Here is a 26,917-nt window from a genome sequence, read left to right on the forward strand (position 1 = left end):
ATGTATTTGTCACCTGCCGAGATTCAGATCTTGCTCCATGCGGCTATCGAACTCGTTGCGGCAGCCGGTCTTGGAGCGGCCCGCGCGCTGGGCATAATGCTGATCCTTCCTGTATTTACACGATCTCAAATTGGCGGGCTGATCCGCGGCTGCCTGGCTATCGCCTTCGGACTACCCTGCTTGGCACACGTCAGCGACGGATTGCAGGCGCTGGATCCGGAAACAAGTCTGATCCAGATACCCCTGCTCGGACTAAAGGAGGTGTTTGTCGGCGTGCTACTTGGCACTTTTCTCGGAATTCCTTTATGGGGCCTTCAGGCTGCGGGTGAGTTTATCGACAACCAGCGCGGCATCACCAGCCCGTCTACTCAGGCCGACCCAGCAACGAGCAGTCAGGCTTCCGCTATGGGAGTATTTCTCGGAATCACTGCAATTACGATCTTCGTCGCAGCGGGGGGCGTGGAAGCTGTGCTCAGCGCCCTCTATGGTAGCTACTCAATCTGGCCCGTATATCGGTTTCAGCCATCATTGAGTACCCAAGGCGCAGTGGAGTTATTCGGGCTCCTCGACCACATCATGCGCACGACATTATTAGTCTCGGGGCCTGTAGTCTTCTTTTTGGGACTGATTGATATATCAATGATGATGCTACGTCGCTTTGCGCCACAATTCAAATCTGGCCAGCTCTCCCCGCCGATCAAGAATATCGTCTTTCCGATCATCATGGTTACCTACGCTACCTATTTGCTCGAGGGCATTAAACTTGAGATCACGCAAGCGGACGGCACGCTTGGGTGGCTCGACAAGTTGCTGAAATGAGCGATACGAGCGAAGAGAAATCACACGGCGCTACCCCTAAGAAGCTGAGCGACGCGCGCAAAAGAGGTCAAATACCGCGTAGCTCGGATTTTGTCCGCGCGGCCGCCACTTGCGCTGGGCTTGCCTACTTATGGCTAAGAGGTAGCGTTATCGAAGATAAATGCAGGGAAGCGCTACTATTAACCGACAAGCTGCAAAACCTGCCTTTCAATCTCGCGGTCCGGCAGGCGCTGGTTCTGCTAGTCGAACTCACCCTGGCAACCGTTGGCCCGCTGCTCTCAGCTCTTTTTGGCGCGGTAATCTTGGCTGCATTACTGGCCAATAGAGGATTTGTATTCTCTCTCGAGCCAATGAAGCCCAACTTCGAAAAAATCAATCCTTTTCAATGGCTGAAGCGCTTGGGGTCGGCGCGTTCGGCAGTCGAGGTTGGCAAAACGCTGTTCAAGGTGTTGGTTCTCGGCGGGACCTTTTCCCTCTTCTTTCTCGGTTTATGGAAGACGATGGTGTATCTGCCGGTCTGCGGAATGGGCTGTTTCGGCGTCGTCTTTACCGGAGCGAAACAGCTGATCGGAATTGGCGCCGGCGCACTTCTGATCGGCGGACTGATCGATCTGCTGTTGCAGCGTGCGCTATTTCTGCGTGAAATGCGCATGACGAAGACGGAAATAAAGCGCGAGTTGAAGGAACAGCAAGGAACGCCAGAATTGAAGGGTGAACGGCGTCGCATTCGCAACGAGATGGCTAGCGAGCCTCCGCTTGGTGTGCATCGCGCCACGTTAGTCTACAGAGGAACTGCGGTGCTGATCGGTCTGCGTTACGTTCGTGGTGAGACCGGAGTTCCGATCTTAGTTTGCCGCGCCGAGGGCGAGGCCGCTTCAGATATGTTTCGCGAGGCGCAGAATCTGCGTCTCAAGATTGTCGATGATCATGTCCTAGCGCACCAACTCATGAGCACAACGAAACTGGGCACCGCCATCCCCATGCAATATTTCGAGCCCATCGCGAGAGCACTCTTGGCCGCAGGTTTGGCCTGAGCATCCCTGAATTCGGAAAAGAACTTTGAAGACATTGACTTCCGGGCGTGATTCCTTTGGCTTTAAGTCGGGACGCAATGGATGGCCCAGGAAGAAACAGTGCTGCCGCAAGCACATCGCACGGCGGGATCATCTGGCAATCGGTTCTGCGAATGGCGGCAAACGTGGCTCGCGCTTGTCGTTCAGGTTTGGCATGTCCGTCGGTGGCGACACGTTGTTTCAAATGGTAGTTGTGGCTGAGAATCGATAGAGGTGCCGCACGTGTTGGGGTCGGACGTAACGGCGGCCGCAGGGACGCTGGTCCGGCGCCCCCGCCATATCCGTGCGTGCAGAGTTCCCGCGTCATGACGCGTGCCCGGGTTAAAGCAACAGGGTCGTAGACTTCGAATGGCAACACGTCTGTGGCGGACATTGCTCGTCGCCACGAGATCGATCGTTCATTTTTTTCTACAGATGGCGTCAAATGCTGCGAACCTCAGCGATAACGTCGACGCTTCAGCAAATTGGAAACGCGGCGGCGCAAACAGTAGGCTTAAGCCCAAACTTCCACGACACGTCCGTTCCAGCCAGATCTGCCACCCAAGCCGATAATGGTTCAATGGTTCCGAGCTCCGGCCGTCCGCGCAAGCAGCAACAGAGCCAGTGAACCCGAGTATTGGCAAATAGCGGTAGAAAGCTTTTTGTCCGCGCTGAAAGTCCCACTAGTCAGCTGAACGTCAGTTGTGCGGGTCTATCTTGACCCGTTTCCCCTAGCCAGCCGCTCTCAATGCGAAAAAATAGGAGTACAAGATCGCCATGTACGGTCGAATTGATAGCTCGTCCGATTTCCACTACACGCAGAGTGCCAGCAAGCAAACGGATGCAGAAACCCAAGAGTTCGCGGACACGTTTGCCCGAATGCACTTAGACAGATCGGATTCCAACGGCGGTTCATCCAGATATACCCTCGATCACGAACCTCCGGTCGTGCCGATTGATCTGAAGACGTTCAGGAGGGAGATCAGGAAATTTCATGGCAAAGAAATCACTGACATCGCCGACAATCCACAGGAATATTCAGACTTCGTGTCCGCAAAAGCCAGACGCACTGCGGACGTTGCTCAGCAATACGGCATTCGTCGGGATTCTGAGAACGCTCGATATTTCAGTTACCAGTTGGGAAACCAGTGTGTTGGACTGATGAGAACGGAAGGTGGGTTCAGCATGGAAGAAGAGTTCGAATCCAAAAGTTGGAGAGACCAATTTCCTGGTCACCAAGAGATTACCTCCACCGTGGATCTTCAAGTCGCCCATCCTCTCGTTGAGAATGCAGGCGATATTCTGCTCGAGCACCAACTTCGGAGGGACGGCGAACGACCGTTGCTGAACTGGCGCGCGGAAAACCCAGAGGCGAAAGCCCGTGCAGCGATGATGGGGTTTGTTGAAGTGGATGATTGCGACATGGTCCTTGACCCCAAACAGCATCCCGACAAATGGACGCAGACCAGTGCCGCTGAATGGCGGCGTAAAGACAAACCGCCGCTCTATCTCCGCAAATTTGAGGATGCTGAAACCGCACAGTGTTCAACCAGCTGCTCTTACGAGACTTACGAAGATGACTTCATGTGACCGGATTCTCGCCAGATTTGGTCGCGACGGCCGGGCCCCATCTGCCAAGACCGGCCCTCATGTCATGGACAGGGAACGAAAGAGCGTTACAAACTGCCACGCGCTAACGAGCGATACCCATTCGGTGTTTAGGCGCAAAGGAGCTTGAACGCAGGGTTTCTTTGAGACCATCGTAGTAGTTCGTTCGGGGTTTTGCTCCCGAGTCCCGTAAAACACCTCGAGGCCGTTCTTTACATTGAGGCCGGAGCGTCTTTGATGCCCGGCCTCTTTTGCCATCGGGTGGCTCCGACACCGCAATGGCGATACGCAAAGCAGTTGGTCTCGCCGGCCCGAAGTTTCGTGTAAAGCAAGCCTTTGCGCATTCGAGGCTTCATCGAACCTGAGAGAGCTTCACGCTCGCGCAAAATGCCGAATTTCTCGCCCTGCTGGTCCAACTGCACACGTTAGCGTTTTTTTGTCCTGGAGCCGACCGGCTCTTCGAACAGGTTGTCGCTTGCTGTCGGCATGCCCGTTGTATGCTGATGTCACTCAAGTGCATCGGACTGAGCGCCGCCTCGGCCTGCCGGAGTTCCAGGGAGTCCAGATCGTGCAGCACGTTTATATGCAATAGCGCTTCTTTTTTGACAATTGTCAGCTTTTCGAAAGCTGGAGCTCATAAGTAGATGTTATCTACAATTCGCCGCTAAGGCAGGAGTAGCTGATGGTCGGAGTGATTGGAAGTGGAGTTGGCTCCATCGGCGTTTCCCTGGCCCGCAAAGGGGGGCATGGACATTCGACTGGACAGCCGCCGCGCGATTCAGGCGGGCCCTCTGGTCACAACAGGCCGGATCGCGGGAGCGGCGTTACGGATGGCCCGACCATTTCTGGGGATCGCTCGCAGGCTGCAATTCAAAGCGAAGCCTTCGAACTAGCTCTTCGATCGGTTGCGCTGCAACTTATGAACGATGCCATGGCTGATGCCGACGAAGCTATGGCAGAAACTGAAGAGGATGCCTGACGCTGGGTGGCCCCCGTCAGGAGGTGCGTGCCGTTAGTGACGGCACAATTGTAACAGAAAGGGAAATGACATGTCTAAAATAGGTACTGTCACGAGTGCAGTTGGAGCTGGCGCCGCGGCTGGCCAGAACGTAGCGGCCAAAGGTGCTGGGGCTGCGGCCTTCCAGGCCCAAATCGCAGAACTGGCAGCGGTGAGCGCAGAGGCTACGGCTAGGAGTATGCTACTGCGCACTGTTACGACCGAGCTCCAGACAACCAAGAAGGCGGCGGATGAACGCGTACAGTGATGCGGATGGGGCTCTAGGCACTGCGTAGCACAATTGGCACGAAGTGGAGCCGAGATGAGCCGCATGCCACTCGCCGTGCGGCTTCTCTTTTGTCTGGATATCGTCAGTGAACGACGCCATTTCGCTTCAATTCAAAGTTATCTCAGGGCTCTATTGTGAACTGACTGGTACGACGGCTCTAGAAACCAGCTTGATCGGTAGCGGCCTCGACGCCGACATAGTCTTCGTCGAGCAGGGCCTCGCGCCGCATCATTTTCGCGTCACTCTTCTGGGCAAAACACTTGAGGTCGAGGCGCTTGCTGCCGGTCTCAGCATAGAGGGAAACGGGAATATTGCCGCAGGCGAGCGGGTTGTCGCGCCCCTTCCTGTCGTCATTCATGCAGGCGCGATGTCCATTCTCTGGTCAGTGCAGGATGCAGCGTCATCTGGTTCGATCGGTAAACCACGCCTCTCGATATCTGTGCTCGCCTTGGTGTTGCTCGGTTCTCTCGGGATCGGCGTGCTCTCGGCCATTTTCTCTTACTACGACAACGCTGTTGTATCGAACGCCGATTTATCTGGTGATGCCCGGGAACCCAAGCTGCCTGATAATCGCACTGATGATGAGACTGCATTCACAGCCGCTAAAGCCCTCCAACAGGAAGTCGACAGAGCCGGTCTGTCCAACATTAAGATCAGCGCCGCTGAGGGTGTTGTGACAGTCGAGGGCACGGTCACGTCTGCTTCGGCCATCAGTTGGCATAAAGTGCAGCAGTGGTTCGATCATCGCACGAGGGGCGCTCTAGCGCTGTTGAATGGAGTGATTATCGACGATGAGAAGGCGCCATCCGCAATCGCAGTCGAAGCTGTCTGGCGTGGGTCGCTTCCGTATCTTGTCATCAAAGGAGAGAAATATTTCGTCGGCGCTCTTTTGGACGATGGTTGGATGGTCGAACGGATCGAGGACGGTCGCGTAATGCTAAGCCGAAATGGCCGCCTTGCTGCTCTCCCGTATTAAAGTATTCCAGCGCAGGGCTGACGATCTTGGACAGACTTGATGACCGGTCAACTTCGCACTTGCCTTTGAATCTTATGCGCAGCCATCCGCTGCAGGGGTCGGCCTCACGGACGACGCGCCTGCGGTCTTGGAGCTACGTTGCACCTGTGTAGCAGCAGAGTGTTCAGAAACGATCGTGAAGGGACCTCATGGCCAACGCCCTGCGTAAATTCACCGAGTATGCGCCGGCCAACCCGGACTTGATGGTCGCGTTGATGCTGCTTCTGGCCGTCAGTATGATGGTCATGCCAATACCGGTCGTGGCGGTCGATGCGCTGATAGGCTTCAACATGGGTTTGGCTGTACTGCTGCTGATGGCGGCCCTGTATGTCAGCACGCCACTTGATTTTTCCTCTTTGCCCGGCGTCATTTTGATTTCCACGGTATTCCGTCTGGCGCTCACCGTCGCGACGACGCGACTAATCCTGGCCGAGGGCGAGGCAGGCAGCATCATCCACACGTTCGGCAGTTTTGTGATCTCAGGCAATATTGTCGTGGGTTTCGTTATATTTCTGGTAGTGACCATGGTGCAGTTCATGGTTCTCGCGAAAGGCGCCGAACGCGTGGCAGAAGTGGCGGCGCGCTTCACCCTCGATGCTTTGCCAGGCAAGCAAATGGCGATCGACGCAGAGTTGCGGAACGGTCACATCGATGCCGACGAATCCCGCAGGCGGCGCGCCGCATTAGAAAAAGAAAGCAAACTTTATGGGGCGATGGACGGCGCGATGAAGTTTGTGAAGGGTGATTCCATCGCCGGGCTAGTGGTTATCTGCATCAACATGCTGGGCGGAATTTCCATCGGCCTGCTCTCGAAGGGCATGTCGTTCGCCCAGGTGCTGCATCACTACACTCTGCTGACGATAGGTGATGCGTTAATCTCGCAGATTCCCGCCCTGCTGCTCTCAATTACAGCGGCAACCATGGTTACTCGTGTAACTGGGGCTTCGAAACTCAACCTCGGTGAGGACATAGCCAATCAACTCACCGCCAGTACACGAGCATTGCGGTTGACGGCCTGCGTCCTGGTGGCCATGGGCTTCGTTCCTGGTTTCCCTCTGCCTGTCTTTTTTATGTTGGCCGCAGTCTTCGCGGCGGCAAGCTTCGTCAAAGGTGACGTCCTAGATGCCGACAAAGTCGATGCTACAACTGTAACTCCGGCGGAGTCTCAAACGCGAAACGTGGCTGCGCAGCCAAATCCCATTGGCGTCTTCCTCGCGCCGAGCCTTACGAATGCGATCGACCAGGTCGAATTGCGGCAGCACATTGCGCGTATTTCCCAACTAGTCTCGGCCGATCTCGGCATTATCGTTCCTCCGATCCCAGTCGATGTCGACCAGCAGCTGCCCGAGTCGCAATTCAGGATAGATGTCGAAGGCGTGCCCGTCGAACAGGATTTGATTAATCCGGCGCAGCTTTCCCTCGCAGACGATCTGAAGAAGATTGAGTCAAGCGGCATCCCTTTTCGGCATGATCCTGAAACCCACAGAATTTGGGTTGAACAAAGCCACGAGCCGGCGCTCAAAGCCGCCGGTATCCGGCATCATAGTCCCAGCGAACTCCTTGCGATGCGTGTCCATGCGACGTTGACTTGCCATGCGCCGCGCTTGGTGGGTATCCAAGAGACCCGCCAACTACTGGGCCGGATGGAGCAGGAATACTCTGATCTGGTGAAGGAGGTGCTGCGTACCACGCCGATCCCCCGGATTGCAGATGTGCTGCGCCGCCTCTTGGGCGAAGGTATACCAATCCGAAATACCCGGCTCGTCTTGGAGGCATTGGCCGAATGGAGCGAACGTGAGCAAAACGTCGCCCTGCTCACGGAACACGTTCGTTCTGGAATGAAGCGGCAGATCTGTCACCGCTATGGCAGACACGGTGTCCTACCTGCCTTCGTCATGGAACGTGAGACTGAGGATGTGGTGCGCTGCGCGGTTCGGGAAACGGCTGCAGGCCCCTACCTCGCACTAGAGGATCGGCAAAGCGAGGCGCTGCTGTCACAAATGCGGCAGGTCTTTTCGAGCACGGCACCGGGCCAGACGCGCCCGATCGTCTTAACTTCAATGGATGTCCGACGCTTCGTCCGCGGTTTTCTTACCCGAAACGGTATCGAGCTTGCCGTACTGTCTTATCAGGACCTCGCCTCCGATTTTAAAATTCAACCCGCCGGATCCATCAGGCTCCCGCCCAGTAATGGAACGTCAGGGGAACCTCGCAGTTTCCGCCCTTCTGCCACTACTGGATGATAGGTGAGAACCAAACATGAATTCACATGAGAATAGAGTCGCCGCGCCGTTGCTTTCATTTCGTTTGAACTTAGTTCTCTTCGCAGTACTCTCCGTTCTGCCTCTCGGCGGTTGTGCTAGGTGGGATAACCCCGTTCTTTCAGTGAAGGAGACGTCAGCCCCACAATTGCTCGGCGCCAACCAAATCAATGCGGCTACGCGCCAACGCATTTTGCGCGCCGTCGGTGAGGATGCTCAAGAGCGGGCTTTGCGGGATGATCTGAAGCAGCATCCAGGCAATGTCGATGCGGCAATCCGTCTTACAAAAGCATTGGTGGCGCAGAAACGCCCGCATGAGGCGCTTCAGGTTTTAGACAACGTCTTGGTCGTGACCCCAGACAATTTGCGTGCATTGAATGCGAAGGCAGTCATCTTGGACATTGAGGGGCGGCATGACGCGGCACAAGAGCTGTACCGGCAAGCTCTCGAAACGAACCCAGAGAATCAGATGTTGCACCATAACCTCAATCTGTCTCTTGCGTTTGAAGGGAAGTCCGAACAGAGTACTTTGCCACAATCGCGATAACGTTGCTGTGATGACCATTCACCTTTGAGAAGCAGACGCAGGCACGTCGTGCGTGCCTGGGGACGAGGCAGGCCCTATAGCAATTGAGCGCTGAACACGACACTAAAGGGACGGAACTGAGCGGCTAATCCTATTTTCTGACAGCGGCTCTGGTTTGAATTGGCGCTGTGTCCGTGGCGCTCGACACCGAGGGCGCGGCCGGCGCGCGGCGTACAGCGTTTTGTCGGTCCGGTTATTGACCTTGCCCCCATCCGCCTATCTCAGGGTCGCGTTACCGCTGAACTGCCGTTGTCCTGACGATCATCATCGGTTCGCTGCGCTCCAGGATAAATCCCAGCCGAGCTCACGGGTGCAACACGCAGGCCAGGGTCTTTATAATAGTAGTGCGTAAATGGGGGCTCATCAAATGGAGCCAATTTGGTTCCCTAGGCGATTAAGCAGCATTCTGCATCAAAAGTGTCACCCTACAGAATAATGATAGCATTAATATTGCAGCATAGTGTAGCTTCTGACTCTTCGTCCGGTAGTTTCGTTCAGACGATGGTGCTGACCGATATCGCTACGGGCTGGACCGAGTGCGTGCCAGTCCGCACGCGCGAAAGCGGTCTCGTTATCGCTGCCCTCAATCAGGCCCGCTCGCTGTTTCCATTCCCGCTGCAGGGCGTGGACTTCGACAACGATAGCGCCTTCATGAACGAACGTGTGGTCTGCTGGTGCCGAAGTCAGGGATTGGAGGTGACCCGTTCGCGAGCGTATCGAAAGAACGATCAGGCTTGGGTCGAGCAGAAGAACGGCGCGATCGTGCGACGGCTGGTCGGTTACGGAAGGCTCGTCGGCGCGGAGGCGACGGTTGTCCTTGGGCGTCTCTACGACGTGGTGCGTCTGTACGGCAATCTGTTCCAGCCTTCGTTCAGCTGCGAGAGAAGACACGGATCGGCGCCCGCGTCGTCAAACGCTACCATCCGCCCGTGCCGCCTATCGCGCGGGTGGTTGCCCATTCCGGTGTGGCCGAGGCCGATAAGGAGCGGCTGCAGGCGATGTTGGAAAGGGAAGATCCGGTGATGCTGTTTGCCGGAATTCGTGCCGCACAGGAGGAGCTCGGAAAGCGGGTCGATCGCCGTGGCTTGAATGCCGGGACCGAAGAACCGCTCGCCATCGATCTGCAGCGATTCACCGTGAGCTTGAAGACAGCCTGGCAGGCTGGAGAGAAACGGCCGACACATCGGCGGCCCTATCGGCGGACCAAGCCTTACCCGAAAAGGCCGAGCATGCTGGAGCCATTCGAGCCCCAGATTCGAGCGTGGCTTGAGGCAGATCCGGCGCTCTCGGCAGCCGCGGTGCTCCAGCGCCTTGTGAGCGCCGATCCGTCACGCTTCACCAAGAAAGCGCTGCGGACGGTGCAAATGGCCGTCAAGGCTTGGCGCATGGAAATAGCCGGGCAGATCATACTCGATGGCGACTGGATGAAGCGCGCGCCCGTATCTCCTCCCGCCGCGGCGGGAGGAGATACGGGCCATCTCAATGCCCCCAATTCAGTAACATTCCTGGGTGAGGCAATAGGAGGGGTCAGTTCTTCGATTCGCTTGACATTCCGGCTCTATCTCCCCCGATGCTCTCTCAGAGGTATATTCACGCAAATCGCCATCGCACCGTCATTCTCGCATTGACCTGTGGAACGACCATGAAAGGGGCGCACGACGATATCGCGTCCTGCATCAGGGTTCTGGACCAAGTCGGGATCGATCCGCACCGACGCTTTGTCCACGTCGAGGGCGCGCTGAATGCAATGGTACTTCCCTTTGTCGATGGCTTACAGAGAGGCATCCGCCCTTCTTTCCGGCAGTCGAGGGTCTTCCGCCGTCAGCTACCTGCGCTCAGATGATGCGACCCCGATGGGATCGCGAAACGGCCACGCCGTTCTCGCGATTTGGAACCGGCCGATGCGCCTTGACATCGCTGGTTTCCGCAACAATCCCCGTGCCTGCATCGAACGCGCGGAGGGCTTCGCAGCAGCACTTCGCTCGGTGGGCGTCTTGGTGTTGCTCAATCCGTGGTCATTGACGGTTGTGTTTCCAAAACAATCGGGGATGGCTCGTCAACGAATACCAACTCGCATGCAATGGAGGTTCTGCCCACGCGATCGTCATGCCAAGCGTCAAAGCAGATCTCATCTATGATCATGGCCTTCCTTGGAGGCAGCTTCCTGATTGCTGGTGACGGCCTGACGACCGGAAGCATTGTCGCGTCAGCCTCGCTCTTGTCGCCGACCTAGTGGTATCCGCCTAACATAAGAGTCCGTATGGGATTCCCGTGCGTATGCGAGTGTGGCGCATGCGCACAGGAATAGCCTTCACCGTTTCGCCGACCGATCGCCAACGCCTGAGAGCCCTCATCAGTGATCGCAATGCGCCGCAGAAGCACGTCTGGCGCGCCGAGATCATCCTGCTGAGTGCCGATGGCGTCGGCACCGTCGAGATCATGCGACAGACCGGCAAGTCGAAGACCTGCGTGTGGCGCTGGCAGGAGCGCTTCGCCACGGAAGGCTTCGAGGGTCTCTTGCGCGACAAGACGCGCCCCTCGCGCATTGCGCCGCTCGGGCCGGAGATCGGCGAGCAGGTGGTGGCGCTTTCGCTTGCCGACCCGCCGGGCGAGACGACGCACTGGACTGCCGACATGATGGCGGCCGAGGTGGGCGTCAGCGCCAGCGCGGTGCGCCGCATCTGGAAGGCGCACGGTCTCCAGCCCCACCGCTGGCGGGCCTTCAAGCTCTCCAACGACCCGCAGTTCGTCGCCAAGCTCAAAGACGTTGTCGGCCTCTACGTCGACCCGCCGGCCCATGCCATCGTGCTGTCGGTCGACGAGAAGAGCCAGATCCAGGCGCTCGACCGCACCCAGCCCGGCCTGCCCCTGAAGAAGGGCCGGCTCGGCACCATGACCCACGACTACAAGCGGCATGGCACGACCACGTTGTTTGCCGCCCTCAACGTGCTCGACGGCACCGTCATCGGCAGGAACATGCAGCGTCACAGGCATCAGGAGTTCATCCGTTTTCTCAACGCCATCAACGCCCAAGTGCCGGCCGACAAGGCGATCCACGTCATCCTCGACAACTATGCCGCCCACAAGCATCCCAAGGTGCGCGCCTGGCTCGACCGCCATCAGCGCTTTACCTTCCACTTCACGCCGACGTCCTGCTCGTGGCTCAACGCCGTCGAGGGCTTCTTCGCCAAACTGTCGAAGCGTCGCCTCAAGCGCGGCGTCTTTCATTCGGTCGTTGACCTCCAGGCCGCCATCAACCGCTTCCTTACAGAGCACAACCAACAACCCAAGCCCTTCACCTGGACCGCCGATCCCGACAAAATCATCGCTGCCGTCAAACGGGGGCACCAAGTGTTAGATTCCATCCACTAGGTTACGCCAGCTTTATCTTCGCATGGAAGCTTTTCCGCGCTCTTCGCAGCCGTGTTCTTCGGGGAACGGCTAACAGGTCCAGGGATGTCTGCGGCACTGGCTATCGTCGTTGGTGCGTTGATCACTTCCATGCCTGAGCGCCGTGTCGTCTCCATGCAAATAGGCCCAATTGGCGAAGGGGAGTAGGGCACCGGTCGATCCTTCTCCCGACGAACTGCTCAAGCACGTCTCGCTGCTCAGTTCGGAGCACATCAGTCGCGATCGTCGCAAGCAGCGGATGGTGCCGCCGGCGCGAGTGGACTTGAATGCCTGAAGAAAGACTCCAGCGAACTTACGGACGTATGCATGTTGCTCGGTCGCCATCACCGATAAGTTCCCTTTCTCCACAATCGCCTCGAGACTGGGCTTGATCTGCAGCAGCCGAATCCAGCCGACTTTCGATCGCATCTTCATCGGCATCATTGGCAGCCTGGAGCGCCAAAATCGTGTGGCGGAACAGTCGCAGCGCCTTGGATGTTTCTATGCGGGCGTTTATATGGCGCTGCTTTTTGTGGTGGTTGACCTGCGAGAGCATCGGCCCGTGCCGCCGCACTACAATAGAAAACCTGTCGCCGGGGGATAGTGAATGTGCGCGGCGGACTACGGTAGGTCAGCCGCCGTTGCACCGTGCCTGGTGCGTGCGGGCCGTCGGCCCTCAGCAGGCGCTCGGCCCGTAATCCGGCCTCGCCACCGCCGGCATGCCGTGGCTCGGGTCCTCCTTGCGCTTAACCGGACCCCTGGGCACGAATATCAGGAGCAGGGCTTCCGGCCCGGGGCAGGGGAGGAGGAAATCGCATTTGACTATTTTGGTTGCATTTGGAGGGCCGGGGGATTCTTGAGATAGGCAGTTCGTGGAGCAGAAACCGCCATTCCTTATCTTGAAAGCTGTTTCGGGGCGCTCCCCGATCCCCGCTCAGGGTTTCAACATCATCCTCGGTCAGGAGCGCGGCACCAGGAGATCGCCAAGAATTGAGCTTCTACAGCGGGTCGGCTATCGCCAAGCGTGGGCCATTTTTGAGGCAGCCAACACCGTTGCCGGCATAGCTGAAGCTTAAAGAAACCGATGCACCTCGCGAGGTGAGTAACGGACCGTAAGTTCGCCGTCAGCTTAACGAAGCATCGTGCGAAGCGCGGTCTAAGCGGCCCCATATTGGCAATAACCGTGCGAAGGGAAACGAACGCCATGCACAGTCCCATCAGTGGTTCATTCACAAGCTCTACGCAAGTTGACGATCCGATTCATCCAGCGAACAGCGATGGTTTCAGGGAGACGCTTGCGAATGTTGAACTCCGGACGAAATCACCAAGTGCGGAGTGCCCCGATAAGATGGGGTGCTGCGTGATCCGAACAATCCCAGTACCTCCTCTCCTGCGAGACCGAGCACCTCCCTATTCCGATACAGAACGGCCGAATTGGCCCAGGCGAACGCAGATGGAATCTGCGTGGGTTTGACTGCTGAGTGGCTGCGTAACCTCAACAGTCATCCGTCAATCCGAATGGAGGCCCTAGTACCCGGATCGCAAAGGCACGCCTCAGCCGCTGTTCGGCAGAAGGAGTACGAGAATCTGAAGGTTCACCTACGAAGACAAGGAGCAGGACCTTCTGAGGCCGACTTCGCGGCGCAAAACACTATGTTGCAGAAAGCAGGCCTTGCTCCATCCGGAAAGGAGAAAGTATACAAAGTCGGCGAGCCTAACTTCTCGCGCATGCTGACCAAGATTACAGCCGACGGATCCAACCATTTGCTCAGCTTGTATTTCGCTGAGGGCGGCGCACACACCGTTGCGACCTCGGCAATGGATGGAAACACCACGCTCTTCGATCCTAATTTCGGCGAATTTACTGTGCAATCAGATCAGATTGATGATTTGTTCCGAAGCCTAGCCAATCGCTACAGCAATCCAAACCGGCAGCATTTTACAACGGTGACCACCCAAAAGGTGACATGAGTCGGGCGTCCTGCGCGGCGTAGTGTTCACTGAAGTCCACGTAAATCCTCGTCGATGCTTGTGCTGAAGAGGTGGGATCTTTGGTACGCTGAGCAGCAACAGCTGCTGCGTGCGAGGCAGGAATCGGACGACGCGCCGGTGGACCAGGTGGGTTTGAGCAGCAGTTGGCCATCTGCAGCTCAGCTTATCGGAGGAGAACTCCGCCGAGCCGATTTCGCCCGACACTGGATCGGTAGAGGTACATGGAGGTATCCAGCGCATTGGCCTCGGCGGTTCGATGCTGATGCCGCCGCAATCCAACTGGCAGGACAATCGGTTCCGACATTCCTCGCGCCCACATTCGCGGTCATGCAAGGTTCTCCATCTGACTTGCGCAACAGGACTTTTCGACATTCCAGCCGATGAAGACAGCTTGATCCGCCATTATTCCCTGTCGCCGGCTGATCGGCTGGAAATCAAGCTTCGCAGGCGCAACCAGCTTGGTTTTGCGGTGCAACTGTGCCTGGTGGGCTATCCCGGCCGGGCACTCCTTCCGAACATATATCGACGCAGATCACAGGCTATTGCCTTTTACCCTCGCCGTGAGGAAACTCGCCGCGATCACATCGCACACCTGCTGCGCTATTTGAAAGTCGAAGCCCAACCGACATGGACAGCGCGCTACGCTGCGGGCAGCCATCGAGACAGCTTCAACGACAGACCAGGGTCAACGATCGCAAAAACAATCAGTGCTACGTACCGGGTACGCCGGGCCCTGCTGCCAATGGCGACCGTGATCGAACGCATGGGTCGGCGCGGCCCGCGCCATTGCCCGGCGTCGTGGTAGGCAGCTCTGATCGGAGCTGACGCTTACGCGCTCGAGATCGATCCTCGCTTGCAGGCCCCGCATCCGGTCTGGGGGGCGGGACATCCGCGAGGGTGACGCCACTCAGCCTGGCTCGCTGGTGACTTCAACGCCAGCCGTCGGTACGCGACAATCATAACGCAGGCATCAAACTCCGCCAGAAGCTCACTGATGACGCGGTGACGATGCTCATCAAGCCAATCGGCCGCCTGCTCTCGCAGGTCAGCAACCGCAAAATGCAGCGCCATATGAACGCTCGCATAGAAACATCTAAGGCGCTGTGACTGTTCCTCGCCGCGATTTTTTGGCCCCTGCAGGCTGCCAATGACGCCGATGAAGATGCGATCGGGACTATAGACCGGAAAGTCGCTGACACCGGCTGCTGCAGATCAAGCCCGGTCTTGAGGGAATGGTGGAGAAGGGGAGGTATCGCCTTTGGTGATAGCGACCAGCAACAAGCACACGTTCGTAAGCTCGCGGGAGGCTTCCTTCCAGGCGTTCACGTTCGACTCGCGACGGGGGCTATAGACGAACACCTTATGCCCAAGCCCGACTGATTGAGCATGTTACATGTTCATCCACGGTATGGATGATAGCTATGCAAAAGCTCGATTTTTCCATTCTCGCGAAATTCGATTAAGAAACTCGTACAGGTTGGAGGCAGAGTGGACAGTCAGACACCGGCCACGCAGATATGATTGGCAATCCGTCCGCGGATGCATTGAGGCAGGCTCATGAGCGAATTCAAGTGGGGTCACATTCGCGGCGATCTGAATTCTCGGCTTGTGCAACGGCACCCCAGCTATAGCCGCAGGCAGCGCAATCTCGGGTGCTCACCCGCACGTGCGTGCTCTCCAGTACATCACAAGCCCTCGCTTGGTTTAGCTCGGTGCGACGGAAATCGACAGGCGCCGCCGCCGAGGGTGCTGAATTGGCGCAACTGGCAGATTCATGAGGCACTTTTTTGAAAGCAAAGCTCGGTCGATCCATTGGCCGCTTCGGCGACGAGCGGGGCAACATAGCTGTTCTTTGCTTTACAACGGCAGCGCAACGCCGAACCCGCCAAGCGTTTTTTGAGGAGACCTGCTCCGGCTTGAGTTCGGAAGACACTTCTCGAGACACTGCATCGTCAGGTAAGGCATCTCATCGGCTCCGTTGAAGCTCAGTTTATCGCGGGCGCCATCTTGTGGCCCACAAACACCACTTACGAGGAGAATACATCCATGGATCAGCCCGCTTGGAAGAATCCGCGTACGGCCCTGATCGTCGATGGCAGTGACGCTGCACGTCAACGGCGTATACCGAATCTGGCGTCGGTCGACCTAAACCTGCTAGTGGAGCTCGAGGCCTTGTTGCAGTATCGAAACATCACGCATGCTGCTCAACATGTCGGTAGGAGCCAACCGGCAATGAGTAGAGCCCTATCAAGGCTGCGTGACATGTTCAATGACGATCTCTTGGTACGCGGCTCGAGTGGCCTAGTCCCAACACCGCAGGCCGAACACTTGGCGCAAATGCTGCCGTCGGTATTGAATGCTATCCGCGAACTGGTGAGCTGCAGTTCCGGCTTAAGGGATTTGCGGTCGAAGGTAACTATGGCAATGCCCGATCACCAATCGCTAGTTCTGCTGCCATATCTATTGCCGCGTTTAGGTGAGCGTGTGCCTCATGTTGACATCGCCACCGAGCCACTTTTGGACGGCGCTCTACGGCGTCTCGAGCAAGGTGAGATTGACTTTGCGATCGGGCAGATCGGTGCCGCTCCTCCAGGCTACTTGCGGCGCGGTCTCTATGCGGACCGCTTCACTTGCCTGCTTCGCCACGACCACCCTGCATTAGAGCAGGAGTGGAGCGTCGGAACCTTCGCGGCGCTGCGTCACGCCTCTATTGCCTCGGATTCCAACGAGGGCCTGGGTCAAGTCTATGATGGGCTGGTCAGGTTCGGACTACCCGGTCCGATAGTGGTCTCCAACGTGCTGACTGCGGCAGTTGTAGTGGCGATGACTGACCTAGTGCTGATGATACCGAACCGAGTTGCAACTCGGGTGGCGACTATGCTGCCGCTCGCTATTGTAGATCCACCCGTGGAGCTGAAGCCATACGAAGTCGCGTTGATCTGGCACCAGCGCTGCCATCATGACTTGGAGCATCGCGTGCTGCGTCGCGAAATCGCCGCCGCAGCGCGGATGGGCCGGCTAGACGTGTCACAAGACCAAATGGCGAGGCGGCAGAACGATAGTTGAACTCACCGCTGAACGGAAGGGTGCAGCGAAGGACAGCCCGACACCGCGTGCGATTGATCCCATCAAGCGCCGGGTGTTTGACGCTTTAGCTTCCTCAAGGCATCAGTTCATCTCGGGGTTCTCGCTGCCATGTCATCGCACTCGCCGTGGACGCTGGCGCCACTCTGCTAAGTGCCACTTTGCATCGTCAACATTTGACCTATATTGCACTGCAACAATGGTAGGCTTGCCTGATCCACCATTATGGTCACAGGTTCCCTTCAAGCGGGAACGCGCGCTCGCTGCGCACGATAGAAGGAGTCCATCTCATGAAAAATTTAATCCACAACGTGGGCCCAAACGACGCCCGTAGGGACCACGTCGATATAGGTGATGCGGTTCGGCGATCTCGCGAAGCGGTCGGATATAGCGTCGACGACCTCGCATTAACATGCGGTCTGACATGCGCCGAGATTTCAAGGATCGAATTAGGTGCTGATGTCGACCCTGAACGGCTCAGGCGTGTAGTCGCTGCCCTTCGAGTGCCAGCCACCACCTTCGCATTGAAGCATTCATGAACAACATTTAGTGGAAACAAGCTCTGCAAGCTCGAGTATAGTCCCCGACGCGATTGCCACCTATGCCGACACCCTCATTTCAATAGCTGGTGTGCAGTCGAACCACACGCGGAGGGTCGCTGCGGTTGCAGCGAAGACCGGCATGAAATGCCTCCTGGTTCAGGAGAGTTGGGTGCCATCGGCCGTGATACACGACCCGGCGCTTCTGCATTCCTATGCACATCAATCCAGCCGAGAACATCTGGGTATCTGTGCGAGAACGACTTCACCATCTGCGTCGGCGGCGAAATCATCGATAAATCAGTCAGGCCTGGAACTTCTTCGTCAACAACAAAGAGCTTCGTCACCTCCATAAAGTCAGGCAAATGGGCGCAGGTGAAAACTTTAATGCAATCGAGTCGACATTCACCCTCACGAGTTCTCCCAACGGCCAAACTCTTCTCATCAAACGTTCGTGCTCCTCAAGTTCCGGTACCGTGCTAATGCCCAGAGCGGAAAGAACTTGGAGTAGCCGTGATATCGCAAATAAAACACGCGCGGAAAACCCGTGGCGGTGTAGCGCTGCTCATCCCACAGACCGTTCTCGGTTTGTGCGTTTTTTAGGTAGTTCACCCCGCGTGCGACGGCCGGATGCTCCACCTCGCCGGCCGCCATCAGTCCAAGCAAGGCCCACGCCGTTTGGGAGGACGTGGAAGGCGCCTGCTCATATCCGCTATAGTCGAGTCGGTAGCTGATTGCATCCTCGCCCCAACCGCCGTCCCAACTCTGGATGGATACTAGCCATTCCACCGCCTTCCTTATCATGGGGTCCTGGTGATCGATCCCTGCGGCATTCAGCGCGCACAACACCGACCAGGTACCGTAGATGTAGTTCAGGCCCCAGCGGCCGTACCATGATCCTTCCGCGTGTTGGGTGCGGCGCAAATATGCAATCCCCTCGGCGACTGCCTTGCTGCTTTGGGTGAATTCGCCGACCTGGGCCAACATCGAGACGCACCGCGCGGTAACGTCTTCGGTCGGCGGGTCGAGCAGCGCGCCATGGTCCGCGAATGGGAGGTTATTCAGGTAGTATTCGAGATTGTTGACGTCGAAGGCGGCCCAGCCGCCATCCCGGCTTTGCATGCCTTCGATCCATTCCCGGCCACGTGCGATCGCGGTGGCGTATTCCTTGCTGCCGGCGTGCCGCTGCGCGCGGTCCATGGCCATGACCACCACTGCAGTGTCATCGAGATCGGGATAGTGCGCGTTATTGTATTGAAACGGCCAGCCGCCGGGCCTGATGTTGGGCGCCTTCACTGCCCAGTCGCCCTTCACGTCCAGTACCTGCCGCGGCTTCAGCCAGTCTAGGCCCTGCTTCGCTTTCGCTAGGGCGTTAGCGCCGCCCACCTCCTGAAGTGCGTGGCACGTCAGCGCGGTGTCCCAGACCGGCGACAGGCAGGGCTGGCAATAGGCCTCTTCCTCGCCGATCACCAAGAGCTTGTCAATAGCGCGACGTGCTATCGCGCGCGGCGGAAAATGATCGTCTTTACCGAGCGCGTCATACATCATCACGATATTGGCCATCGACGGATAGATCGCGCCCATGCCATCTTCACCGTTGAGCCGCTCTTCAGTGAAGGCGAGCGCACTCGCGATCGCGCGCTCACGAAGTTTCTTCGGAAGATGCGGCTCAATAACCCGCAGGATGCCGTCGATGCCGCGGAACAGCAAGAACCAGCCCCAGCTCTGGTGCGGCGCCTTCGGGTTCATGCCTACGCTCTTGGTATCCTGAAGGAACAGTTCTTCGATGCCGACGCCCTTAGGATTCTTCGCACGCGGCTTCAGCACTGCAAGAACCATCAGCGGCACAATAGTGGTGCGCGCCCAGTAGGAGATCTTGTAGAGGTGGAACGGCGACCAGATTGGCAGTAGCACGATCTCGATTGGCAGAACCGGCACCGCGCGCCAGCTAACTACGCCATAGAGCGCGAGCAGGAAGCGCGTGAGTACATTGCTGTTGGCGGCGCCGCCGCGCGCGCGGATCGCCTCGCGCGCCTTCACCATATGAGCCGCGTCGACGGAATCCCCGATCATCTTGAGCGCGAAGTAAGACTTCACGCTTGCGCTCATATCGAAGGGCCCGTCATGCACCAGCGGCCAGCCGCCGTGCGCGCCTTGAGTGCGGCGCAGATAATTTCCGATTTTGGCTTCGAGCACGACGTCAATGGGCTCGGCCAGGTAATGACGTAGCAGGATGTATTCGGAAGGGATGGTGGAATCCGCTTCCAGCTCGAACACCCAGTGGCCGTCGGCATGACGATAAGCGAGCAGCGCCTCAGTGGCTGAGGCGATGCTCATTTCCAGCGCGGCGGGATCGATGGCAGTGCGATTTCCGGAATGCTTATTCACTGACTTCCTGCGTGTTCGGCAGCGTGCAAAACCGTGTGGATTTACCAATCGAGTGTTTGTCTGAAAGAGCCAGATCGGCGGCACGGTTACCCGACCGCACCGATCCCTCGATGGTTGCCGGCAAACCGGTAGCGGTCCAGTCGCCAGCAAGGAACAGGTTTTTGCAACCGGTCACGGGCCCTGGACGTAGCGCGTTCTGCTCCGGGGTGGCCTCGAATGTGGCCCGGCGCTCACACACGATCTGCCACGGCGGCAGCTCGCCTGAGATCCCACCGGCCTCGCACACGTCGCGCCAGATCGCTCGCACGAGCTCCTCACGCGGAATGTCAAGCAGGCGGTCGCCATTGCTAATGGTGACTGAAAACCGCTGCGGATAGGCGAACAGCCACTCCACGAGCCCGCCGACCACACCCAGGATCGGATCCGCACCGGCTGGCGGATCGAAGCGAAAATGGGCATTAACGACGGCGCGGAATTCGGTCGGGGTTTTCAGGCCGGGCAGGAGCGTCGCGGCCGCCCGTGGCGGCACGGCGAGGATCACGGCGTCGTCGGGGCCGACCGCTATCTTGTCGTCACCGAAATCAAGTTCGCTGATGATCTCGCCCGATTTGGCAAGCTTGCGCAGTTTATGGCTGAGGCGGACGGTGGCGCCCCGCCTCTCCAGGAGCTTGACCGCCGGCTCGACCAGAACGGCGCTCAGTCCGTCGCGCGCGACTAGCGGACGGCAAGCCTCGCCGCCCGCGAGCAGCGTTTCCCGTACGATGGCACCGGCAAGCCCTGCCGAGCCCTCCGGCGGATCGCAATTCAGGGCGGCGAGCAGCAGCGGCCGCACCAGACGCCGGTACAGCGTACCATTGCAGGGTATAGTGTTTCCGACCAGTTCATCCGCGCCGGCCCATAGGATTGGCGCGAGCTTCAGGTAGTCCCACAGCCTGGTGTCGGGGACGCGACGCGCCTTGTCGAACACCCAGGTCGGAAGCCTGCCGCCGCCGAGATCGACCTGCCAGCGCTGTACGGTGGAGATGTCGACGAAGGGAAACTTGGCACTCGTCGGACCGACAAGACCGGATTCCGTTCCGATCGCACGGGCGTAGTTGCGCACATATTGGTTGCCCGATAGAACCAGATGGTTGCCGTTGTCGATGGTGAGATTGGTTGCGGAATCGAAAAAGGAGCGGCATCGACCGCCGGCCTGTTGCGTCGCTTCATAGACATGCACCGGCAAACCTGCATTGCTCAACTGCACGGCCGCGGAAAGGCCGGAGATCCCGGCGCCGATAATGTGAACATTTTTTGGCATCACATCAAGGCGTAACGGAAGAGAATGGCGAGCTTTGTGAGATTGGTTACACGCACCGGTTCCCGGGGAGCCGCAAAACCCCTTATCAGCAGCAGGTCCAAGATCGCGCGGTAACATTTGGACATGATGGTGGGGGCGCGTACTATTCTGCGCGGGTTGCAATTCATGATCTCGTCGGATTCGGCAAAATGCATCATCGCGCGTTGGGCCAGCGGTGCGCACGCCTTGGGCAGCGCCTTGTCGGCGATGACTTTATGTGGGTCGCTGCTGGTGATACCGGCGTGATCGAGGCTTTCGCGTGGTATATAGAGCCGACCCAGCCCAGCATCCTCGTCGATGTCGCGCAGGATGTTGGTGAGTTGCAGCGCACGACCGAGGTGATGCGCAAGTGCAATGCCATCCTCCTCGCTCAAGCCGAACACACGCACCGACATCCTTCCCACGGCGCTGGCGACACGGTCGCAATAGAGATCCAGGGTTGCCATTTTGGGCGCGCGGATGTCTTGTAGCACGTCCATTTCCATGCCGTCGACAACGGCTAGGAAATCCTCTCGCTTCAGCCCGAAGGTCGTTACCGAGGCGAGATAGTCCTTTAGCCGCGGCGGCGGTACACCTTGGTAGAGCGCGTCAATGTGATCGCGCCATTGCTGAAGCGCAGCAAGGCGGTGCTCGCGCGGTTCGTCGGAGTCGGTGATGTCGTCGACCTGGCGGCAGAAGCTGTAGATCTGGAATATCGCCTCGCGCTGCACCGGCGGGAGGGTACGCATTCCCAGATAGAACGAGCTGCCAAGGGCCGTAGAGCGGTGGTTCGCGTGGGCCGCCGCCTCCGCCCTCATACGTCGACAGTCGTCTTGAATCGCGTACCGCGGCCGAACGCACGGCGCGCGGCTTCGTTTGCCATTGCGCCGGCGCCATGGAGCAGCAGCTCAAGCGGCGACAGATGCACGCGCTCCCTTAGAGGATCGCGCATCTTCAGCATCGACACGATCTTATCGGCAAAAGACAGTATGACGGAGACCTCGAACCCGAGGCGAAAGTCCTTCACCTGCGACACCAGCGCTCCGCCCCCGTTGAGCAGCACCTCGGCCTTCGCTGCGAGAGAGCGCAGGCATTGTAGCATCTGCAACGAGGATTTTGCGGCGCCCAGCTCTTCGATGGAGGCGCCGCTGGCTAAAAGCGCATCGCGCGGAATATAGACGCGATTGAGATTGCGGAAATCCTTGCCGCAATCCTGCAGGTGGTTACAGACCTGCAGTCCCGCGCACAACACATCCGATGCCGGCCAAGTCGCGGCACTTTCGCCGTGGACGTCGAGCACAAATCGGCCGACCGGCATCGCCGAGTATTGGCAGTAATCGATCACCTCGTCCCAGTTCTCGTAACGCTGCTTAGTCACGTCCGTTCGGAAGGCGGTGAGCAGATCGAGTGCATGACGCGGCGGCATGCCGCGCCGGTCAAGCGCAGTGCGTAGGTGTACAGCTTCTGCTCGCGTTTCGCCCTTGCCGAGCAGCTCGGCCTCCAGGATGTCGAGGTACAGAAGCTTCTCGTCTGCCGCGAGCGTGGCGTGATCGGCAATGTCATCGGCCATGCGGACGAATCGGTAGAAGGCAAGAATCAGCGCTCGGTGCCGCGGATGGATAATCCACGACGCAACGGGGAAATTTTTCTCGCGGTGCATTGCGTCCGACCCGGGGCCGCTGCCGCTCGTCATTTAGCACCATCGTCGGTTTTGCGGGCGTTGGATGCTGCTGAAATGCAGTCGGGCCCCCGAATAAAACGTACAATCCACGAAGGTACGGCGGCGGCCAAAGACGTTATCGACCGGCGCGCGTTTTTATCCCCGAGAATTATCCGATGCGAATCTGTTTTTCGAGTATACTGATTCGTCCTGCCGAATTCTTTGCTGAAAGCGTCGGATGAGACTATATCCCAGTAGCTAAAGGCGATTCGACTACCGCGCATTATGAATACACCACATCCCTGCCATGCAAACCTATCCCACCACTCAATTATTACGCGGTCATCTTCTTCGTAGATGAACTCCGGAGCGCATATCCTCTCCGCAATAGCGCGATTTGGTCGAAAAATCTTTTGGATTGCCGCGCGTCCTATCACGGGGCGCTGCATCGGCCAGAGGCACATTGCATTTTCGTGGTACAGCTCAGCCAAAGCGATCGCATCACCCTTATTGAATCGTCGAATCCACTCTTCGACCGTCCTGCGCGCGCTCATTGAAATGCTCCTTTCTCAAGACCTTTGCTACCATCGGTCCGTCAGGATCCGGTATTTTCCAGCTGTTGATTCGAGGTAAGCCTGAGGTGATATCGCCCGACTCGACCCCCAAACATAGTGAGGCACAAGGCGGCACACAGCGATTGCTGTGCGAGCATAAGCGCCGCGTTTCGTTCGTTCAGTCATTGCAGGTGATGTCCACGGTGATCACTCGATGCCGCTTCTAAAAGCGATCGGTGCACCTTCAACGAAAGTCGCGGAGCCCCACGCAGCGTGGAGAAACTCGCGTATGGGTCACTGGACGGGTCGTGGCCGTGTTTTTTGTAAGAAACCGCGACTATTGGCAAAGCTCGAACTCGCCCTCTCAGTTGCGCGCGCGACGCCCTTTTCAGGGACGGCACCGGCCCACGCAAGTGTTGCTGCTGGATACAAATACAACCGTGATCCGAGCGGAAAAGCGGTCCACCGGAAGAGCTAAATCAGATGTATTTTCACCAGAGTTTCACATAGTCTCGCTTTATTGAAATCCATTTTTTCAATGACATAAATCTATACGGTCGATTCACAGCCGAGTATGATTCAGCCACAGGCGGTTCTGCAGTCAGAACGTCGCGGTTCTCAATTTGAGGAGTTATCAGTGATGTTTAAGACAGAACGAGGCTGCGATCGTGAAGGAATGGATGAGCGTTTTTTCGAGTGCGGTATCGCGCGAGACCGGTGCGCCACTGGCAGACAGTGTAGGTCATCGCTGCTCCGGTCAATTTCACGGCGAAGACCGGCACTTGTCCTGGGGCCGGCGGCGCCTATCCACTGGGAACACCGGCGGTCGAGCAGGCCCTGTTTCTACCTGCCAATGCGAGCCTGATCACCCGTACCGGCGCTGTAGTCGGCTCCGAGTGCATCGGTGCAGGCGTTCAGGCAGGCGGAATATTTTCACGGCCGCCCGTCCGCCGTCGATTACGATGCTGCATCTTCAGGCGGCACAAATCTTGCGCCGACGAACCGCGAACTCGTCGACGCCGTTGATGAGCGGGTAGGGGTGATCGCGGAAGAGACCGGGCGGCCAGACGTTTGCGGAACGCACAAGCGACTCGCCCGTGACCCGCAGGCCGGTGGTGTGGGAGGGAGCGGCGCCGTGGGGCGTCTTTGCAAACCAGTGTCAATGCCAGAGTCGCGACCCGCCTTAATTATCAGCCACATTGCTGACAAACCATTCATAGGATTTGGCCAGTCCCAACTCGAGCGAGGTCTTCGGGCGCCAACCCATCGACACGAGTCTTTCGCTAGATAAAAGCTTTCGGGGCGTTCCGTCCGGCTTGGATGTGTCGAAGACTATATCGCCTTTAAAACCAACAACACGGCAGACGATGTGGGCTAGTTCAATGATAGTTATTTCCCCCCCGGAGCCTATGTTAATGTGTTCCGTTTCGGAATAATGCTTAAGTAGGAAGACCAGGGCGTCGGCACAGTCTTCACTGTACAAAAAGTCTCGAGTAGGTGTGCCGCTTCCCCATATAGACAAGCACCCAAGGTCTCTAATCTTTGCCTCATGTGCTTTGCGTATTAAGGCAGGGACGACGTGGCTGGAGGTAAGATCGAACTTATCGCGTGGGCCATAGAGATTTGTCGGCATGACTGATATGAAGTTTGCGCCGTATTGCTTACGATACGCTTGACACAACTTAATGCCGGCGATTTTGGCGATCGCATACCACTCGTTGGTCGGCTCAAGTGGTCCGGTCAATAGAGCCTCTTCCCTTATGGGCTGCGCCGCATACTTCGGATATATGCAACTCGATCCAAGGAAAAGAAGCTTTTCAACGCCACTGCGGAAGGAGGCCTCAATGACATTAGCCTCCATGATAAGGTTTTGATAGATGAAGTCAGCGGGCATAGTATCATTTGCCAGGATCCCACCCACCTTCGCTGCCGCCATTATGACCGCATGCGGCTTTTCCTTTGATAGAAATTTCTCAACTTCCTCTTGCCGCGTCAGATCCAGCTTTTGCCTATCTGCAACGATGACTTCGCAATCCTCGGAGGCAAGCGATCGAATTATGGCGCTGCCGACCATACCTTTGTGTCCTGCGACCCAAATACGCTTTCCGTCTAGCAAATACATCGGCATCTCGCCTCTTACTGTCGGGTGCCCCTCAAATAAGAGAGATCTTCCCTTACCATTTCGCAAGCAAGATCTCTCACACTTGTCTCGTGCCTCCAGCCCAAAACCTGGCGGGCCTTGGTGGCATCGCCTAAAAGTAAATCTACTTCGGTGGGCCTGAAATAGCGCGGATCCACCGCAACGACGCATTTGCCTGTCGCGGCGTCTATGCCCCTTTCTTCAATGCCTTCTCCCACCCATTCAATCGTCATTCCGGTTTCCTCGAAGGCCCATTCGACGAACGTGCGAACCGATGTTGTCACCCCGGTAGCCAGGACATAGTCGCCTGGTCTATCCTGCTGACACATCATCCACATGCCCCGCACATACTCACGGGCATGTCCCCAGTCACGTTGAGCATCTAGATTTCCAAGATAAAGGACCTCTTGTTTACCTAGACTGATTGCCGCCGCAGCCCGGGTGATCTTCCGAGTCACGAACGTCTCCCCACGAAGCGGACTTTCGTGGTTGAAAAGAATACCGTTGGAGGCATGCATGCCGTAAGCCTCTCTATAATTTACGACAATCCAGTACGCGTACAGCTTTGCGGCCGCGTAGGGTGAACGCGGGTAGAATGGCGTCTTTTCGTTTTGGGGGATCTCTTGAGCCAGCCCATATAGCTCTGAAGTCGATGCCTGATAAAAGCGAGTCCGATGGATCAGCCCAAGAATCCGAATAGCTTCCAGCATGCGCAATGTACCAATTGCATCGGCGTTTGCAGTGTACTCGGGGGTTTCGAAGCTTACCTGAACATGGCTTTGCGCTGCAAGGTTGTAGATCTCATGCGGCTGGGTTTGCTGAACAATGCGCAGCAAATTGGTCGAATCCGTCATATCCCCATAGTGGAGAAAAAATCTCGCTTCAGGATCGTGACGTTCTTGATAAATGTGCTCTATCCGTTGAGTGTTGAATGATGACGAACGACGCTTTATGCCGTGAACAATATAGCCTTCGTCCAACAGCAGTTCAGCAAGATAAGCCCCATCCTGACCCGTTACACCAGATATTAAAGCTACTTTCCGGTCTGTCACTTTGTCGAATCTCCAGTGATATTCCTGCGGGAGAGGGCGTGCGCTAGGGCGGCTGGTGTGAAGGAAATCGTCGTGCTTCGGCGACAGAGCGGGCCCATGGAGGCATTGCGGTTTTCAAAGCAGTATTGCCGGAGACGTGCGGGCCGGGACAACTGGGCATGAGGCGCTCGTGT

At 57.4% G+C, this 26,917-nt stretch carries 21 protein-coding genes and 2 pseudogenes; 15 read left to right on the forward strand and 8 right to left on the reverse strand.

Annotated elements, in window-relative coordinates:
• The 9 genes from sctT (at nucleotide 1) to USDA257_RS31625 (ending at nucleotide 12,621) form a co-directional block, all read left to right on the forward strand.
• The gene (gene sctT, locus USDA257_RS31570) at nucleotides 1-819 is read left to right on the forward strand and encodes a type III secretion system export apparatus subunit SctT (RefSeq protein ID WP_014857566.1); all 819 of its coding nucleotides are present in this window, start codon (nucleotides 1-3) and stop codon (nucleotides 817-819) included.
• Entirely contained in the window at nucleotides 816-1,853 is a 1,038-nt protein-coding gene (locus USDA257_RS31575; protein WP_014857567.1) for an EscU/YscU/HrcU family type III secretion system export apparatus switch protein, read from the forward strand. Before sctT ends, USDA257_RS31575 begins: the two co-directional genes overlap by 4 nt.
• Nucleotides 1,854-2,648: 795 nt before the next feature.
• Nucleotides 2,649-3,461, forward strand: a complete 813-nt coding sequence (gene nopP, locus USDA257_RS31580) for an effector protein NopP (protein WP_014857569.1) — start codon at nucleotides 2,649-2,651, stop codon at nucleotides 3,459-3,461.
• 1,389 nt (nucleotides 3,462-4,850) lie between these two features.
• Nucleotides 4,851-5,741 (forward strand): SctD/MshK family protein, encoded by an 891-nt coding sequence (locus tag USDA257_RS31590; RefSeq protein ID WP_014857572.1) that lies wholly within the window; start codon nucleotides 4,851-4,853, stop codon nucleotides 5,739-5,741.
• Between the two features lie 188 nt (nucleotides 5,742-5,929).
• Nucleotides 5,930-8,023 (forward strand): type III secretion system export apparatus subunit SctV, encoded by a 2,094-nt coding sequence (gene sctV, locus USDA257_RS31595; protein WP_014857573.1) that lies wholly within the window; start codon nucleotides 5,930-5,932, stop codon nucleotides 8,021-8,023.
• A 16-nt stretch (nucleotides 8,024-8,039) separates the two neighbouring features.
• Nucleotides 8,040-8,588 carry a tetratricopeptide repeat protein gene (locus USDA257_RS31600; protein ID WP_015633401.1) on the forward strand — a complete coding sequence of 183 codons (549 nt, stop codon included), beginning with the start codon at nucleotides 8,040-8,042 and terminating at the stop codon, nucleotides 8,586-8,588.
• Nucleotides 8,589-9,592: 1,004 nt separating this feature from the next.
• Nucleotides 9,593-10,255, forward strand: a complete 663-nt coding sequence (locus USDA257_RS31610) for a hypothetical protein (protein ID WP_223843488.1) — start codon at nucleotides 9,593-9,595, stop codon at nucleotides 10,253-10,255.
• Between the two features lie 664 nt (nucleotides 10,256-10,919).
• Nucleotides 10,920-11,999 (forward strand): IS630 family transposase, encoded by a 1,080-nt coding sequence (locus tag USDA257_RS31620; protein WP_037446536.1) that lies wholly within the window; start codon nucleotides 10,920-10,922, stop codon nucleotides 11,997-11,999.
• Between the two features lie 406 nt (nucleotides 12,000-12,405).
• Complete coding sequence (locus USDA257_RS31625; RefSeq protein ID WP_014857579.1) at nucleotides 12,406-12,621, forward strand: hypothetical protein; 216 nt, start codon at nucleotides 12,406-12,408, stop codon at nucleotides 12,619-12,621.
• A gap of 25 nt (nucleotides 12,622-12,646) precedes the next feature.
• Here the strand turns inward: USDA257_RS31625 and USDA257_RS38170 are convergent.
• Nucleotides 12,647-12,822: pseudogene (locus USDA257_RS38170) on the reverse strand (integrase); the annotation flags it as partial.
• 548 nt (nucleotides 12,823-13,370) lie between these two features.
• On the opposite strand from USDA257_RS38170, the gene USDA257_RS34935 reads away from it, so the two are divergent.
• The 5 genes and pseudogenes from USDA257_RS34935 to USDA257_RS36430 form a co-directional block, all read left to right on the forward strand.
• Nucleotides 13,371-13,988: a YopT-type cysteine protease domain-containing protein gene (locus USDA257_RS34935; RefSeq protein ID WP_014857581.1), complete on the forward strand. Its 618-nt coding sequence runs from the start codon at nucleotides 13,371-13,373 to the stop codon at nucleotides 13,986-13,988.
• A gap of 277 nt (nucleotides 13,989-14,265) precedes the next feature.
• Nucleotides 14,266-14,814 carry a DUF4158 domain-containing protein gene (locus USDA257_RS34940; RefSeq protein ID WP_014857582.1) on the forward strand — a complete coding sequence of 183 codons (549 nt, stop codon included), beginning with the start codon at nucleotides 14,266-14,268 and terminating at the stop codon, nucleotides 14,812-14,814.
• Between the two features lie 1,241 nt (nucleotides 14,815-16,055).
• Entirely contained in the window at nucleotides 16,056-17,075 is a 1,020-nt protein-coding gene (locus USDA257_RS31640; protein WP_014857586.1) for a LysR family transcriptional regulator, read from the forward strand.
• 308 nt (nucleotides 17,076-17,383) lie between these two features.
• Entirely contained in the window at nucleotides 17,384-17,632 is a 249-nt protein-coding gene (locus USDA257_RS34960; protein WP_078070602.1) for a helix-turn-helix domain-containing protein, read from the forward strand.
• Between the two features lie 6 nt (nucleotides 17,633-17,638).
• Nucleotides 17,639-17,810: pseudogene (locus USDA257_RS36430) on the forward strand (1-aminocyclopropane-1-carboxylate deaminase); the annotation flags it as partial.
• Nucleotides 17,811-18,076: 266 nt separating this feature from the next.
• Here USDA257_RS36430 and shc read toward each other — a convergent pair.
• Genes shc through USDA257_RS34965 form a run of 5 tightly spaced genes read right to left on the reverse strand, consistent with a single transcriptional unit; the run spans nucleotide 18,077 to nucleotide 23,552 of the window.
• A complete protein-coding gene (shc, locus tag USDA257_RS31645; protein WP_048655409.1) occupies nucleotides 18,077-19,969 on the reverse strand; it encodes a squalene--hopene cyclase in 1,893 nt (630 codons plus the stop codon).
• Between the two features lie 43 nt (nucleotides 19,970-20,012).
• Nucleotides 20,013-21,320 carry a hydroxysqualene dehydroxylase HpnE gene (gene hpnE / locus USDA257_RS31650; RefSeq protein WP_014857589.1) on the reverse strand — a complete coding sequence of 436 codons (1,308 nt, stop codon included), beginning with the start codon at nucleotides 21,318-21,320 and terminating at the stop codon, nucleotides 20,013-20,015.
• Complete coding sequence (hpnD, locus tag USDA257_RS31655) at nucleotides 21,320-22,156, reverse strand: presqualene diphosphate synthase HpnD (protein ID WP_014857590.1); 837 nt, start codon at nucleotides 22,154-22,156, stop codon at nucleotides 21,320-21,322. The genes hpnE and hpnD overlap by 1 nt, the downstream gene beginning before the upstream one ends.
• On the reverse strand, nucleotides 22,153-23,031 hold the full coding sequence (gene hpnC, locus USDA257_RS31660; protein ID WP_034859281.1) for a squalene synthase HpnC: 879 nt from the start codon (nucleotides 23,029-23,031) through the stop codon (nucleotides 22,153-22,155). Before hpnC ends, hpnD begins: the two co-directional genes overlap by 4 nt.
• On the reverse strand, nucleotides 23,028-23,552 hold the full coding sequence (locus USDA257_RS34965) for a nuclear transport factor 2 family protein (RefSeq protein ID WP_015633390.1): 525 nt from the start codon (nucleotides 23,550-23,552) through the stop codon (nucleotides 23,028-23,030). Before USDA257_RS34965 ends, hpnC begins: the two co-directional genes overlap by 4 nt.
• 904 nt (nucleotides 23,553-24,456) lie before the next feature.
• Here USDA257_RS34965 and USDA257_RS34975 point away from each other — a divergent pair.
• Nucleotides 24,457-24,843 carry a potassium-transporting ATPase subunit C gene (locus tag USDA257_RS34975; RefSeq protein ID WP_080577843.1) on the forward strand — a complete coding sequence of 129 codons (387 nt, stop codon included), beginning with the start codon at nucleotides 24,457-24,459 and terminating at the stop codon, nucleotides 24,841-24,843.
• Here the strand turns inward: USDA257_RS34975 and fcl are convergent.
• Both fcl and gmd read right to left on the reverse strand, forming a co-directional pair.
• Complete coding sequence (gene fcl, locus USDA257_RS31670; RefSeq protein ID WP_034859283.1) at nucleotides 24,736-25,674, reverse strand: GDP-L-fucose synthase; 939 nt, start codon at nucleotides 25,672-25,674, stop codon at nucleotides 24,736-24,738. The genes USDA257_RS34975 and fcl overlap by 108 nt on opposite strands.
• A gap of 14 nt (nucleotides 25,675-25,688) precedes the next feature.
• Entirely contained in the window at nucleotides 25,689-26,744 is a 1,056-nt protein-coding gene (gene gmd, locus USDA257_RS31675) for a GDP-mannose 4,6-dehydratase (RefSeq protein WP_014857595.1), read from the reverse strand.
• Nucleotides 26,745-26,917 lie beyond the last annotated feature (173 nt).

The organism is Sinorhizobium fredii USDA 257 (genome assembly GCF_000265205.3).
In the GTDB taxonomy this organism is placed as follows: Bacteria; Pseudomonadota; Alphaproteobacteria; order Rhizobiales; family Rhizobiaceae; genus Sinorhizobium; species Sinorhizobium fredii_B.